This window comes from Citrobacter sp. Cpo061 (genome assembly GCF_030332845.1).
Classification (GTDB): domain Bacteria; phylum Pseudomonadota; class Gammaproteobacteria; order Enterobacterales; family Enterobacteriaceae; genus Citrobacter; species Citrobacter portucalensis.
On sequence record NZ_JAOWHB010000050.1, the window covers coordinates 627,506 to 641,515 of the forward strand.

General features: G+C 52.9%; 11 protein-coding genes. 5 read left to right on the top strand and 6 right to left on the bottom strand.

All coding sequences use genetic code 11. The annotated features are described in order from the left end of the window. Nucleotides 1-21 precede the first annotated feature (21 nt). From OGX97_RS17870 to OGX97_RS17885, 4 genes are all read left to right on the top strand, one after another. Nucleotides 22-1,443, top strand: a complete 1,422-nt coding sequence (locus tag OGX97_RS17870; protein ID WP_048214628.1) for a DASS family sodium-coupled anion symporter — start codon at nucleotides 22-24, stop codon at nucleotides 1,441-1,443. Nucleotides 1,444-1,620: 177 nt separating this feature from the next. Next, nucleotides 1,621-3,771: an ATP-dependent DNA helicase DinG gene (gene dinG / locus OGX97_RS17875; protein ID WP_235124500.1), complete on the top strand. Its 2,151-nt coding sequence runs from the start codon at nucleotides 1,621-1,623 to the stop codon at nucleotides 3,769-3,771. Nucleotides 3,772-3,800: 29 nt separating this feature from the next. Then, nucleotides 3,801-4,769, top strand: a complete 969-nt coding sequence (ybiB, locus tag OGX97_RS17880; protein WP_032942772.1) for a DNA-binding protein YbiB — start codon at nucleotides 3,801-3,803, stop codon at nucleotides 4,767-4,769. A 162-nt stretch (nucleotides 4,770-4,931) separates the two neighbouring features. Beyond that, complete coding sequence (locus tag OGX97_RS17885; protein WP_235124497.1) at nucleotides 4,932-6,017, top strand: malate/lactate/ureidoglycolate dehydrogenase; 1,086 nt, start codon at nucleotides 4,932-4,934, stop codon at nucleotides 6,015-6,017. A gap of 97 nt (nucleotides 6,018-6,114) precedes the next feature. Here OGX97_RS17885 and ybiJ read toward each other — a convergent pair whose 3' ends face one another. The 5 genes from ybiJ to mcbA form a co-directional block, all read right to left on the bottom strand. Beyond that, on the bottom strand, nucleotides 6,115-6,375 hold the full coding sequence (ybiJ, locus tag OGX97_RS17890) for a DUF1471 family protein YbiJ (RefSeq protein WP_235124488.1): 261 nt from the start codon (nucleotides 6,373-6,375) through the stop codon (nucleotides 6,115-6,117). A 300-nt stretch (nucleotides 6,376-6,675) separates the two neighbouring features. Next, nucleotides 6,676-6,942, bottom strand: coding sequence for a DksA/TraR family C4-type zinc finger protein (locus OGX97_RS17895; protein WP_235124480.1), 267 nt, complete (start codon nucleotides 6,940-6,942; stop codon nucleotides 6,676-6,678). Nucleotides 6,943-7,017: 75 nt separating this feature from the next. Beyond that, the gene (gene ybiX / locus OGX97_RS17900; protein WP_100272724.1) at nucleotides 7,018-7,695 is read right to left on the bottom strand and encodes a PKHD-type hydroxylase YbiX; all 678 of its coding nucleotides are present in this window, start codon (nucleotides 7,693-7,695) and stop codon (nucleotides 7,018-7,020) included. 43 nt (nucleotides 7,696-7,738) lie between these two features. After that, nucleotides 7,739-10,024 (bottom strand): catecholate siderophore receptor Fiu, encoded by a 2,286-nt coding sequence (locus OGX97_RS17905; RefSeq protein ID WP_235124477.1) that lies wholly within the window; start codon nucleotides 10,022-10,024, stop codon nucleotides 7,739-7,741. 292 nt (nucleotides 10,025-10,316) lie between these two features. Beyond that, nucleotides 10,317-10,577, bottom strand: a complete 261-nt coding sequence (gene mcbA / locus OGX97_RS17910; protein ID WP_003831565.1) for a DUF1471 family periplasmic protein McbA — start codon at nucleotides 10,575-10,577, stop codon at nucleotides 10,317-10,319. 211 nt (nucleotides 10,578-10,788) lie between these two features. Here mcbA and rlmF point away from each other — a divergent pair, with 211 nt between their 5' ends. Further along, nucleotides 10,789-11,715 carry a 23S rRNA (adenine(1618)-N(6))-methyltransferase RlmF gene (gene rlmF, locus OGX97_RS17915; RefSeq protein WP_235124467.1) on the top strand — a complete coding sequence of 309 codons (927 nt, stop codon included), beginning with the start codon at nucleotides 10,789-10,791 and terminating at the stop codon, nucleotides 11,713-11,715. On the opposite strand, the gene ybiO is transcribed toward rlmF, so the two are convergent. Then, a complete protein-coding gene (gene ybiO, locus OGX97_RS17920) occupies nucleotides 11,712-13,949 on the bottom strand; it encodes a mechanosensitive channel protein (RefSeq protein WP_267441968.1) in 2,238 nt (745 codons plus the stop codon). The two genes, rlmF and ybiO, sit on opposite strands and share 4 nt — an antisense overlap. Nucleotides 13,950-14,010: the final 61 nt, after the last annotated feature.

Consider the following 14,010-nt stretch of genomic DNA (forward strand, 5'->3'; position numbering starts at 1 on the left):
TAACGGAATAAGGATATTTTTATGTCAACGAATTCTGTCACGGGAAAATCCATTCTGTCGTTCCTGATACCGCTGGCGATAGGCGCGATCATTTGGTTTTATCCTGTTCCTGATGGTCTAACGCCTCAGGCCTGGCATATGTTCGCGATATTTGCCGCGACCATTGCCGCCATTCTTACCCAGCCGCTCCCTTCGGGGGCGGTGATGTTGATTGCACTTTGCGTGGTTATTTTCACCAAAACGTTGCCAGAGGCAAAGGCGCTGTCAGGGTTTGCGTCCGGTACGGTATGGCTCATTTTCTGCGCCTACGTCTTGTCTCTGGGGTTTGTGACGTCAGGACTGGGGAAACGTATTGCGTATAAAATGTTATCGCTCTTTGGCGGCAGCAGCCTGGGTATTGCTTACTCACTGGGGGTTTCCGATCTGATTATGGCCCCGGCAATGCCGTCAGTAACTGCGCGGTCCGGGGGCATAATTTTTCCCATCACGCGTTCCATCAATGATGTGTTGGGCTCCGCTCCAGGGGTAACGGGCAAACGTATTGGCGATTTCTTAACCATGGTGTGCTTCCAGTTTACGCCGATTACCGGGGCGATATTTCTCACCGGGATGGCGGCGAATCCGCTGGTAGCGAGCCTGGCGAAATCGTCATTGGGTATGGAGATAACCTGGGGCGGATGGTTTATTTCCGCAGTAGTCCCTGCGATGGTTTGTTTCTGTCTGATGCCGCTACTGGTCTATAAATTATTGGATCCTGAGCTTAAGCGTACGCCAGAGGCAAAAGCGATGGGTAAGCAGGCGCTCGGTGAGCTCGGTTCGATGAGCAGCAACGAGAAAAAGGTCGCGTTTGGTTTTGTGCTGGCGTTGGTTGGCTGGGGCACCAGTTTGATTACTGGATTGTCTGCCACATCTGTCGGGCTGGGGCTGGCTGCTTATCTGTTTGCTTCGGGTGCTGTTAGCTGGAAAAGTTTGCTTAATGACCATGCAGCCTGGGATACGGTTATCTGGTTTAGCGTCATTATTAGCCTGGCGACCGGACTTGCCGATCTGGGTTTTATTAAATGGATGACAGTAAAGTTAGGCAGCGGTATTCAAGGGTTTGGTGCGATTGAGTCCTTTATTGTGCTGGGGATCCTTTACATTTATGTCCACTATCTCTTTGCTACGGCTACCGGGCACGTAGCTGCGCTGTATGCTCCTTTCGCGGCCACGGCGATCGCTGCGGGTGCACCGCCGATGATGGTCGCTATTTGCTTCGGCATCTTTAGTAATCTGATGTGGGGGAATACCGAGTATGGTGGCGGACCTGGTCCTATTTATTTTGCCCAGGGCTATTTTGAACGACCGCGTTTTTACAAAATTAACCTCTGTGTGGTAACGGCAAATGTGATTATCATTTTTGCAGTGGGCATGCTGTGGTGGAAGCTGCTGGGGTACTATTAACCGACACGTTTATTCGGCCTGCAATATACCTGACTGTAGGCCGGATAAGGTGTAAGCCGCCATCCGGTAATTTAAGCCAGAGCTGCGAAGCGCTTTCCAGAATGAGGGAAAAAGGTACATCCAACGCCTGAAATGTGCCACAATAGTGGCTGTTTATACAGTATTTCAGGTTTTCTCATGGCACTTACGGCTGCGCTAAAAGCGCAAATCGCCGCCTGGTACAAGGCGCTTCAGGAACAGATCCCCGACTTTATCCCCCGTGCGCCGCAGCGGCAGATGATTGCTGACGTCGCGAAAACGCTCTCCGGGGAAGAAGGGCGGCATCTGGCGATTGAAGCACCGACCGGAGTGGGGAAAACCCTGTCGTATCTGATTCCCGGTATTGCCATCGCGCGTGAAGAACAAAAAACGCTGGTGGTCAGTACCGCCAACGTCGCTTTGCAGGACCAGATCTACAGCAAAGATTTACCGCTGCTGCGCAAAATTATCCCCGACCTGCGTTTTACCGCTGCGTTTGGTCGCGGACGCTATGTCTGCCCGCGTAACTTAGCGGCGCTGGCCAGCACTGAACCCAATCAGCAGGATCTGCTGGCTTTTCTCGACGATGACCTGACGCCCAACAACCAGGAAGAACAAAAGCGCTGTGCCAGGCTAAAAGGCGATCTCGACAGCTACAAGTGGGACGGGCTGCGCGACCACACCGATATCGCTATCGACGACGGACTCTGGCAGCGTCTGAGCACCGATAAAGCCAGCTGTCTGAATCGCAACTGTCACTACTATCGTGAATGCCCTTTTTTTGTCGCCCGCCGGGAGATTCAGGAAGCTGAAGTGGTCGTGGCTAATCATGCGCTGGTAATGGCGGCCATGGAAAGCGAAGCCGTTTTGCCGGAGCCGAAAAACCTACTGCTGGTACTTGATGAAGGCCACCATTTGCCGGATGTCGCGCGCGATGCGCTGGAGATGAGCGCAGAAATCAGCGCCCCCTGGTATCGACTTCAGTTGGATCTATTTTGCAAATTAGTGGCTACCTGCCTGGAGCAGTTTCGCCCGAAGACCACGCCGCCACTGGCAAATGCCGAGCGTCTGAACGGTCACTGTGAGGAACTGTATGAGCTGATTTCATCGCTCAATAACATTCTTAATCTGTATATGCCCGCTACCCAGGAGGCAGAATACCGCTTCGCGATGGGCGAATTGCCTACGGAAGTGATGGAGATTTGTCAGCGTCTGGCAAAGCTAACAGAAATGCTGCGCGGTCTGGCGGAACTGTTCCTCAACGATCTCAGCGAAAAAACCGGCACTCACGATATCGTGCGTCTGCATCGGGTTATTTTGCAGATGAACCGGGCGCTGGGCATGTTTGAGGCGCAAAGCAAACTGTGGCGGCTGGCATCGCTCGCGCAATCGTCAGGCGCGCCGGTGAGTAAATGGGCGACGCGCGAGGTGCGTGACGGGCAGATCCACGTCTGGTTCCACTGCGTGGGGATCCGTGTGAGCGATCAGCTCGAACGACTGCTGTGGCGTAGCGTCCCGCATATTATTGTCACTTCCGCAACGCTGCGCTCGCTCAACAGCTTCTCGCGTTTGCAGGAGATGAGCGGTCTGAAGGAAAAAGCAGGGGACCGGTTTGTCGCGCTGGATTCACCGTTTAATCACGTTGAACAGGGCAAAATAGTCATTCCGCAGATGCGCTACGAACCGTTAATTGATAACGAAGAGCAGCATATCGCGGAAATGGCCGCCTATTTTCGCGAACAGCTGGAGAGTAAAAAGCATCAGGGCATGCTGGTACTTTTTGCCAGCGGTCGGGCGATGCAGCGTTTTCTTGAGCACGTTACCGATCTGCGCCTGCTGTTGTTGGTGCAGGGCGATCAGCCGCGCTACCGTCTGGTGGAGTTGCACCGCAAACGGGTGACCAACGGCGAGCGCAGTGTGCTGGTTGGGCTGCAATCTTTTGCTGAAGGTCTGGACTTGAAAGGCGACCTGCTGACTCAGGTGCATATTCACAAAATTGCTTTTCCGCCTATCGACAGCCCGGTGGTGATCACCGAGGGCGAGTGGTTGAAAAGTCTGAACCGCTACCCCTTCGAGGTGCAGAGCCTGCCTGCGGCGTCATTCAATTTGATCCAGCAGGTTGGGCGACTCATCCGTAGCCATGGCTGCTGGGGAGAAGTGGTTATTTATGACAAGCGTTTATTGACCAAAAGCTATGGCAAGCGTTTACTGAACGCGTTACCCATATTTCCGATAGAGCAACCTGCTGTGCCAGACGTTATAGTAAAACCAAAAGAAAAAGCGAAACCCACGCGCCGCCGTCGGCGTTAACGATGCGAGCAACAGGCAAGGAGTTATCGATGGATTACCGCAAAATCATTAAAGAGATTGGGCGAGGAAAAAATCACGCGCGTGACCTGGATAAGGATACTGCTCGCGGACTGTATACCCATATGATGAACGGCGACGTACCTGACCTTGAGATGGGCGGGGTACTGATTGCGCTACGTATCAAGGGCGAAGGTGAAGCGGAGATGCTGGGCTTTTACGAAGCGATGCAAAACCACACCATTCGCCTGACTCCGCCGGTAACCAAACCCATGCCGATTGTCATTCCCAGCTACAATGGCGCGCGCAAGCAGGCGAATTTGACTCCGCTGCTGGCGATTTTATTGCATAAACTTGGCTTCCCGGTGGTGGTGCACGGCGTCAGCGAGGATCCGACCCGCGTGCTGACTGAAACCATTTTTGAACTGATGGGAATTACGCCAACGCTGCATGCCGGGCAGGCGCAGGCAAAGCTGGATGGTCATGAGCCGGTGTTTATTCCGGTGAGCGCGCTGTGCCCTCCGCTGGAGAAACAGCTGGCGATGCGCTGGCGCATGGGTGTGCGTAACAGTGCACATACGCTGGCTAAATTAGCCACGCCATTTGCTGAAGATGCCGCGCTGCGTCTTTCCAGCGTGTCCCACCCGGAATATGTTTCTCGCGTGGCGAAGTTCTTCGGCGATATCGGTGGGCGCGGCCTGTTGATGCATGGTACCGAGGGCGAAGTGTATGCCAACCCGCAGCGCTGCCCGCAGATAAGCCTGATAGATTCATCCGGTGTGCGAGTGCTACAAGACCGACAGAGCGAGATGCCTGACGAGCCGGTACCGCTACCGGTAGCAAAAGATCCGGAAACCACCGCGCGCTGGATTGAGCGTTGTCTGGCTGGCAGTGAGCCTGTTCCGGCATCGTTGAAAATCCAGATGGCCTGCTGCCTGGTGGCAACCGGTGAGTCCGCCTCGCTGGCTGAAGGACTTACCCGCGTCGAGCAAAGTTTCTAAACCATTTGTTATCCCGACGGGCCTGTTGCCTGGCCTGTCGGTTCTCTCTTTTCGGCAATGTGAAATTTCTGCACGTTTATTGACCTCCAGCGCACCGTGGCGCAGCATAGTTTGTTGAAAAATAAGAAACACAACAAACACGCGACACAACAGGAGATAACAATGAACAGTGGACATCGCTTCCATGTGCCAACGCTGCACGCCTTTATCCAGGCCGTTTTTCATCAGATGGGAAGCAATGATCAGGAGGCGCGGCTGGTGGCCGACCATCTGATAGCCTCTAACCTCGCCGGTCACGACTCCCATGGCATCGGTATGATCCCAAGCTATATTCGTTCATTCTCGCAGGGGCATCTGCAGATCAACCGTCATGCCAAAGTGGTAAAAGATGTGGGGGCGGTGATTACGCTTGACGGCGACTGTGCGTTTGGTCAGGTGGCGGCGCACGAGGCAATCACGCTTGGAATCGAAAAAGCGCGTCAGTACGGAATCGCTGCCGTGGCATTACATAATTCGCACCATATCGGCCGTATTGGCTACTGGGCGGAGCAATGTGCGGCGGCAGGTTTTGTCTCGGTACACTTTGTGAATGTGGTGGGGATCCCGATGGTCGCACCGTTTCATGGGCGCGATAGCCGTTTTGGCACCAATCCTTTCTGCGTCGTGTTTCCACGTAAAAATACCTTCCCACTGTTGCTGGACTATGCAACCAGCGCCATCGCGTTTGGCAAAACCCGTGTGGCATGGCATAAGGGCGAGCCGGTGGCTCCAGGATGCCTGATTGATGTGGCGGGTGTTCCCACTACCGATCCTGCGGTAATGCAGGTTTCTCCGCTGGGGTCGTTGCTGACCTTTGCCGAGCACAAGGGGTATGCGCTGGCGGCGATGTGCGAAATTATGGGCGGTGCGCTTTCTGGCGGTAAAACCACACATGAAGAGAGCCTGCAGACCAGCGCGGACGCCATCATTAACTGTATGACCACCATCATTATGAATCCACAACTGTTCGGCGCGCCGGACTGCGACAACCAGGTCGCGGCATTTGCTGAGTGGGTGAAAGCGTCGCCGCATGCTGAAGATGCTCCGATCCTGTTGCCTGGGGAGTGGGAGGTGAACACTCGCGAGGAACGGCTGGAACACGGTATTCCGCTGGATGCCGGAAGCTGGCAAGCGATTTGTGAGGCGGCACTGCAAATTGGGATGCCAGACGCCGTGTTGCAGGAATTCGGCCAACGGCTGGAAAAATAGGCAAAAAAAAGCCCGTCCAGTGGCGGACGGGCAAACAAAGGGTAACAAACAGGGTCAATGAGGGTTGGAGCATTGGGTCGTACAGGTAATCTTTCGGTTATTTATAGATAACCGCGGTGCCGCTCATTTTGTCTTTGCCGATAGCGGAAGTGATGCTGTAGCCAGTTGCGCCAGCTGCATTCGCTTTCTCAGCCAGTTTGGCTTCCAGGCCGTCCAGCGTAGTGGCGCCGTCAGCAGATACCACACCAATTTTGTTCATGTTTTGCGCCTGAGTAGAGGAAACCGGCTCGGCAGCGAAAACGCCAAATGACAGGGTAGACAGGGCGATGGCAGCAACAGCAAATTTGATTTTTTTCATGATTAATCTCTCGCAGGGTTGTTCTGTTAGTCAATGTTCTTTAAGAAGACGTTGTTCCGTCGATGTGATAAGTATCACGTTTTTTTTGGTGAGAGAAAATCGAATAGAATTGACGACATCAATCAAAAAAATTGAATGACAAATAACTTATTGAATATTAATAAATTCGAGTAAGGGATTTACAGTTCTTGTCATTGCGCTTTACAGAGAAGGCGACAACGGCACATTTTGCTACACAGGGTGCAAAAAAGCGTGCTCGTAAAGGAAATCGTATGCGCTGAAACTTTTGGTAAAGATAAGTCAACGTAGCTGGCTATCTTTCGAACCTCTGCGATTATATCCTGAAAATGATGTGCTATGTGAATCTTTATCCTGTTGGCAGGCGATGCACAAGCGTACACCAGGCACGGCCTCACGTCTGGCCTGAGGGATAGGATTGCCGCATTCTTCGCATTCATACAGACTTTCTCCCGTCGGTAACTCACCGCGAGCGCGGGCAACAGCATCTTCAATAGTATTGTTGATCTGTTCGTTAACCGCGTCGTCATTTGCCCATCCGGATGCCATGTGTACCTCCTGCTGATGTCTACAGACTAAGTATAGCGAAGGTGATGGCTGAAAAACGACCACGCGCCAGCAGTATCAGATTTCAGACCATTCGCGCAGCAGGTTATGGTAGAGATTGAGTAATGACAGGATCTCGCTGCTCTCCCCATCGCGAGCCTTCAGGGATTGAATGTTTTTATCCAGTTCAAAAAGCATGGCGCGATTTTTGTCGTCACGGACCATCGACTGTATCCACATAAAAGACGCCACACGAACGCCATGGGTCACTGGCGTAACGCAATGTAGGCTGCTGGAAGGGTAAAGCACCAGATCGCCTGCCGGAAGCTTCACCGCATGCTGGCCGTAAGTATCATTGACCAGCAGTTCTCCCCCTTCATAATCATTCGGGTTACTCAGGAATAAAGTTGCGGAAAGGTCTGTGCGCATCCAGCCGTTTTGCGGATGGCTACGCACCGCACCGTCAACGTGAAAACCGTAGGTCTCGTTGTCCTGGTAGCGATTAAACAGCGGTGTGGAGAGCGTTTTCGGTAGTGCTGCGGCGAAGAAAAGCGCGCTGTTATTTATCGCAGTCTGTACCGCCTGTTGTAAAACGCCGTAGCGTTCACTTTGCGTATTCACCTGCTGGTTGTTTTTAACCTGCGCCCCCTGAGCGCCGGTGGTTGCGCGGCCATCAACCCAGTCGGCAGCGTCCAGTTGTTCGCGAAACCAGGCTACATCCTGCGCCGACAGAACGCCGGGAATGTGGTACATCATCAGTTTTTCTCCTGAAAGTGGGGCTTACGCCCCACGCGATGGATTAGAAATGCATATTGGCGGTGAGCAGGAAAGTTCTTGGCTCGCCCGGATGATAACGGTATCCACTCTTGTTTATGGAGGATACATAATCGGTGTCGAACAGGTTATAGACGTTTAGTTGGAAATCGAAATTGCGATTCACGCGATAGCCCAGTTTGGCGTCAGCGACCCAGTAACCTTCAGTGTAGGATGGCGTACCCACCGCACCATCGGAACCGCGATGCATACTGCCCACGTAGCGAGCGCCTGCGCCAACGGAGATATCATCGGTAGCCTGATACTGGTTCCACAGCGTGAACGCATGTTCCGGTGTATATGGCAGGGAAGAGGATCCATCCTGAGCAACGTTTTTACCGCTGTGGATGGTCGCGCGTTGTTGCGTGTAACCCCCAATAATCTGCCATGCGGGGGTGATGTTACCTGCTACCGAGAGCTCGTAGCCTTCAACGCGTTTCTCTCCGTACTGGGAATAGGTACCGTCGTCGTTCTGCTCAACTTCATTCTCAATATCTGTGCGGAAAATCGCGGCGGTTAACAGCAGGCGCTTATCCAGCACCTCCCATTTGGTGCCGATCTCGCTGGTTTTCGCTTTCTGCGGTTTGAAATCGGTACGGTTCGCACTGTTACCGCTGCCGCCCTGAGCAAGAGCAAAGTTGCTGCCGCCCGGCGGTTGCTGAGAAACGGCATAGTTGATGTACACGTTACCGTTATCGGTCAGGTGATACAGCGCGCCAGCTTTCCAGTTCACCAGATTGCCTGATTTGGCAGTATCTACAGTGGTGACCGGGGAACCTTTAGCCACGCCTGTCGGGCACGCGACTGCGCCGCGACCGGAAGCGCCGCAAGCGGTGGCGCTGTCATATTCAGTCCGGTAATTGTCGAGGCGAATACCACCGTTCAGCTCGAATTCACGGGTAATTTGTAGCGTATCAAAAGCGTATACACCGAAGGTATCTGTTTGCCCGTTAGCGTTGGCGCCGTTGCGAGACAATCCGCCGATATTCACATTGTTGTCGGGGTGATAGATATTCACCGGTGGTGGGGTGATCGGCGCCACGCCATAGTTGGTTTGTGTTTCGCGCGTCAGCTCCACGCCGGTGCTGATGTCGTGACCGATGGATCCCGTGTAGAACGTTGAGGTCAGGTTGGTCTGGTTGGTCAAGATCTTATTGCTGACATCCTTGGTATTTGCCAGGCGTGACCAGGTCCAGCTGTCGACGCTGCTGGTGGGTTGGGTGATGTTAGACGCGCCGCCCATCACCGCCGTCATCAGATAATCCTGTTTAATACGCGACCAGCGGGTGGTATTGCGAATAGTGGTGCTGTCGTTCAGGTCATGTTCAAAACGCATCGTCGCGGTATCGGTTGTCGAATCGTCATAATCCGAGTTGGTACCGTAGAAATTATGCGTATCCACTTTGCCTGAATGATTCAGTGCAGAAGTCCCCGCAGAAGGTGCGGAATATCCCGGCAAGCCAATGGTAGGGATGCCGCCATCCGGCGTGTTGTGCTGGGTGACATGTAGATAGTTCAGGTACAGTCGATTCTCTGTGCCTAAGCCAAAAGCGAGAGAGGGGGCCACACCGTAGCGTTCATTCTTAACATTATCGCGACCAGCATCATGCGTTTTTTCACCCATCAGGTTTAAACGTGCGGCGGTGGTCTCGCCGATGACCTGGTTAATGTCCAGCGTACCACGGCGGAACCAGGCGCTACCGACGCTGGCCGATGCATCGATTCCTGAGTCGGTGCGTGGCTGTTTGCTGATCATATTGATAGAGCCAGTCGGTGCGCTACGTCCATAGTCGGTACCGGAAGGACCTTTGATTACTTCCACCTGTTCGGTATTGAAGGTGTCGCGCGTGACGCTGCCAATATCACGGATACCGTCGATATAAATACTGTTCGAGGTATCCGCACCACGCATGTAAACCGCGTCACCGGTGCTGGAGTTACCGTTCTCACCGGCGAAAAATGCGCCAACGCCCGGGACGTTTTTCAGCGCGTCGGTCAGATTTGTTGCGCCTTGATCCTTAATCACCTGCTCAGAAATCACCGTCATGGTGCGGGTTGTATCCGCCACCGGCCGGGAGAATTTAGGGTCGGCAGACTGTGTTGGGGCGTACAGCGAAGGTTTGGCCGCTTCAACGACCAGAGTGTCTTCTTGTTTTTTATCCTGGTCGTCCGCAGCGACAGCCTGAGCTATAGGGGACAGGCCAATGCACAGACCGGCAAAAAAAGTCAGTGAGTGAAAGCTACTGGACGGCAAGTTGCGATTTTTATCCATGTTAATGAGTGACTTATTATTGTTTGAGTGGACGGTTTCACTCGCGCGAAGGGACATCTCTAAGGATGTTATACCCTGCAGGCCTCGCGGAAATGAATGTGTAATTGATAATGATTTTGATAAGCATTACTAATCAATGCGACGTTTTAGCATTCATTACTTCAAAAATAAATACATTTGTTTACATTGGATTCAAAATTACTACACGGTGATTACAATTCGCACCGGGAATGACGTGAATTGCGGACAGAAAACTGCATTCGGGTTGAATGCAGTTGGGCTGAGATGGGGGTTACTTATAGATGGTTGCGGTGCCGTACATCTGATTTTTGCCGCCCGCAGAATCAACGACAAAGCCTTTTGCCCCTTGCTCTTTCGCTTTCTCTGCCAGCTTGTCTTCAAGGTCGCTCAGGTTAGAGGCGCCGGTAGCGGATACTGTGCCGGAAGCTTGTAGCTGACCGGTAGCTGGGCTGGTGTATGGCTGTGCAGCAAAGGAGGCAAATGTCATGCCGGAAAGTACGGTAGCAGCAAGTAATGTGAGGCATTTCTTCATGGTGATATCCTCTGAAAAACAACAGGTGGTGCCTGATAAGTTTAGGCCGCCTGCGGATGATATTTACCGCAAAAAATCGATGATCAGTCGTCTGTTTTTTGAACGATTTATTTGCCATGAGACAGGCATAAAAAATCAAATTTCCTTGATGAGTGTGTTTACCGCGTGGCGTTATGCGGGTATCTTACGCCGCTGTTAAAAGGAGAATGCTATGTCCCCCCAGAAACCGGGATTACACCCACGCAACCGCCACAATGGCCGTTATGATCTTGCGACTTTATGCCAGGTTACGCCCGAGCTGACGCAATTTCTCACCCTCACGCCCGGCGGCGAGCAGAGTGTTGATTTCGCGAATCCGCAGGCAGTAAAGGCGCTCAATAAAGCACTGCTGGCGCATTTTTATGCGGTGAAAAACTGGGATATTCCAGATGGTTTTTTGTGTCCGCCGGTGCCTGGTCGTGCTGACTACATACACCATTTGGCCGATCTGTTGGGTGAAACCAACGGAACCATTCCGGCAAATGCGAGCGTGCTGGACGTGGGAGTGGGGGCAAACTGTATTTATCCACTGATCGGCGTGCATGAATACGGCTGGCGATTCACGGGTAGTGAAACCAGTAGCGAAGCGTTTAACAGCGCTCAGGCGATCGTCAACGCCAATCCGGGATTAACCCGTGCTATTCGTCTGCGTCGCCAGAAAGATGCAACGGCAATCTTCAACGGCATCATTCACAAAAATGAGCAGTATGAAGCCACATTATGTAACCCGCCATTCCATGATTCTGCGGCCTCAGCCCGTGCCGGAAGCGAGCGCAAACGCCGTAATCTGGGACAGGACAAAGACGATGCGCTGAACTTTGGCGGACAGCAGCAGGAGCTGTGGTGTGAAGGCGGTGAAGTGGCGTTCATCAAGAAAATGATTGCTGAAAGCCAGGCCTTTGGTCGCCAGGTGATGTGGTTCACCACGCTGGTGTCGCGCGGTGAGAACTTGCCTCCGCTGTATCACGCGTTAACGGATGCGGGCGCGGTGAAAGTGGTCAAGAAAGAGATGGCCCAGGGGCAAAAGCAGAGTCGCTTTATTGCCTGGACCTTTATGGATAACGATCAGCGTCGTCGTTTTATGGCGCGTAAACGCTAAAGCGTTGGCTCGGTTGGCGGTAGTGGTTCGCTTGCCGCCGACGCAGGACCATTCCCTGGTGCAGGTAACACTTGATACGTCTGTACCGGGGCGCGTATGTTGGCTAGATCGAAGTATTTCTTCACCTGGCTGTCGAGCGCAAAACGTACCGTCCACTGCTTCAGCGGCAAGGTGGTAAACGAGACCCGTAGCGTGAATGCCGTATTGGTTAATCCTACAATCCCGGCAAACGACGGTTCGCCGATAATAAGCCCGCGGATATCTTCTTTTTCCATCACCGCAGCAACCGCGTCTTTCAACGCCTGATTCGCTTTATCCGCATCCTCATGACGGTCTACGTCGTAATTGGCGACGACCGATCCAATTCCACGCACAAAGTTGGCGAAGGTCGTTATCGATGACCAGGGAATGATATGGTACGCCCCGGTGTCCTGACGCACGCCCACAGAACGAATGGACATTCGTTCAACCGTGCCGGTGAGTGGACCGATGGTCACCAGGTCGCCGGTGTTCATACCATTTTCGAACTGAATAAAGATCCCAGTAATAATATCTTTTACCAGCGTTTGCGAGCCGAAAGAGATAGCCAGCCCCAACGCCCCGGCACCGGCCAGTAAGGGGGCGATATTGACGCCAATTTCGGACAGCACAATCATGATGGTGATCGTGCTGATTATTACCGCCAGCGCATTGCGAAACAGCGTCAGCAAAGTGCGGGTTCTGGCGCTGGGGAGCGGGCGGCCATGAATATCGGAAGCCAGACGATTTTCAATCAGGCTGGCAAGGATCGTCCAGCCGATGGCGGAGAAGAATAAAATCAGCGCGATACGGATCAGAATATCCACCGTTTTTTCTCCTGCGCCGTAATGCAGCCAGTTCCAGAAGTCGAACAGTCCCCAGGCATTCAGTAGCAGCATCACCGCAACGCACACCGTCAGGATCCTGGCCACGCTTAACGCCGTCGACAGCCAGCCATTCAGCCGCTTTTGGAGTTCCGGATAGCTGCGCTGGGTGTGTGGCGAAAGGGTAATAGTTTTGGCTATCCAGCGGGAAAACATGCCGGAAACAAAGGCGGCAATTCCAATGATTACCAGGCTGCGCAGCGTAGCGCCCATCATGAATTTCAGGCTGTTGCCCGGATCAAACAGCGAAAAGAAAAACAGCACAATGAAGTAGGCGCTGGCCAGCCAGTGCCATACCAACGCAAAGGCGCGGATAAACAGGCTGAAAAAAGCTAACGATCTTTCTGCCAGATTCTGTAAATGCAGCGTTATCTCTTTCTTATTTCTGAAAATCAGGTACAGCGCCCATAGCGTGATACACAGCATGATGATGACGTTGGCCATCGCGCCGACCTGCACATTGACCTGATTGGAGATAATGGGAACGGCAACTATAAGCCCGTAACCAATCAAACTGCTTAATGAACTCAAACGCCGATTCCAGTAGCGCGCACCGGCATCCTGAATGTTAAACGGACGCAGTTCGGCCACCTTTGGGCAAAATATCAGACGTAGAATGGCTTTGAAGAACTCAATCAGGGCAAAGGCATTGAGAAACAGGCTTTGCTGAAAGGTGATGGTGCGACTGCCCGCATTCATTCTGTCGCTCAGTATCTGCCCGACAAACAATGTCAGCGCCAGCAGAAGCAAATCAATAATGAATGCGCCAACGATCATCGCCGGAAGCTGCAGCCAGTTGCTGCGTTCGCGGTTTTTCCGCCGTGCCCATTGCCCCATTTTGCGATACAGCGGCAGCGCGCACAGGCGAATCAACCAGAAAAAACCGAACACTGACGCCGCCAGCATTAAAAAATGGGTCAGGGCATTGGTGAACGTTTGTGGGTTAAAACTCTTATGCGGTGCGTCGGTAATATTACGGTAAAGTTGGGCAAAGCGGCTGGAGAGCGCCTCACCGTAGTGCTGTGTGATATCCGTGACGTTTTCCAGCACCGTTTTTTCTTCTGTTAATGTGGGTGGAACAATGGTTGGCACCGGCTCGGCAGGGGGCGCTGTCGCCACTTTGCGTAACTGATCGATCAGTTCCTGACGTGAGGCGTCATTTTCCAGCACATCCGCCAGTGCGCCGTAGGCCGCTTTCTTCTGTTCAACATCCGGCTCTTTCGTTGGCGCGGTTTGTGCGTTGGTTGACGTTGGCGAGGTGACGCCAGGTATCGTCACCGCCTGAGCCGGAAGACTCAGCAGACAAACAAAGATGAACAGGATCCAGCGCATGACTCCTCCCATGAGAAAATAAATTCAAAAGGATAAGTATAGATGTCAGGGCGGGAGGGAA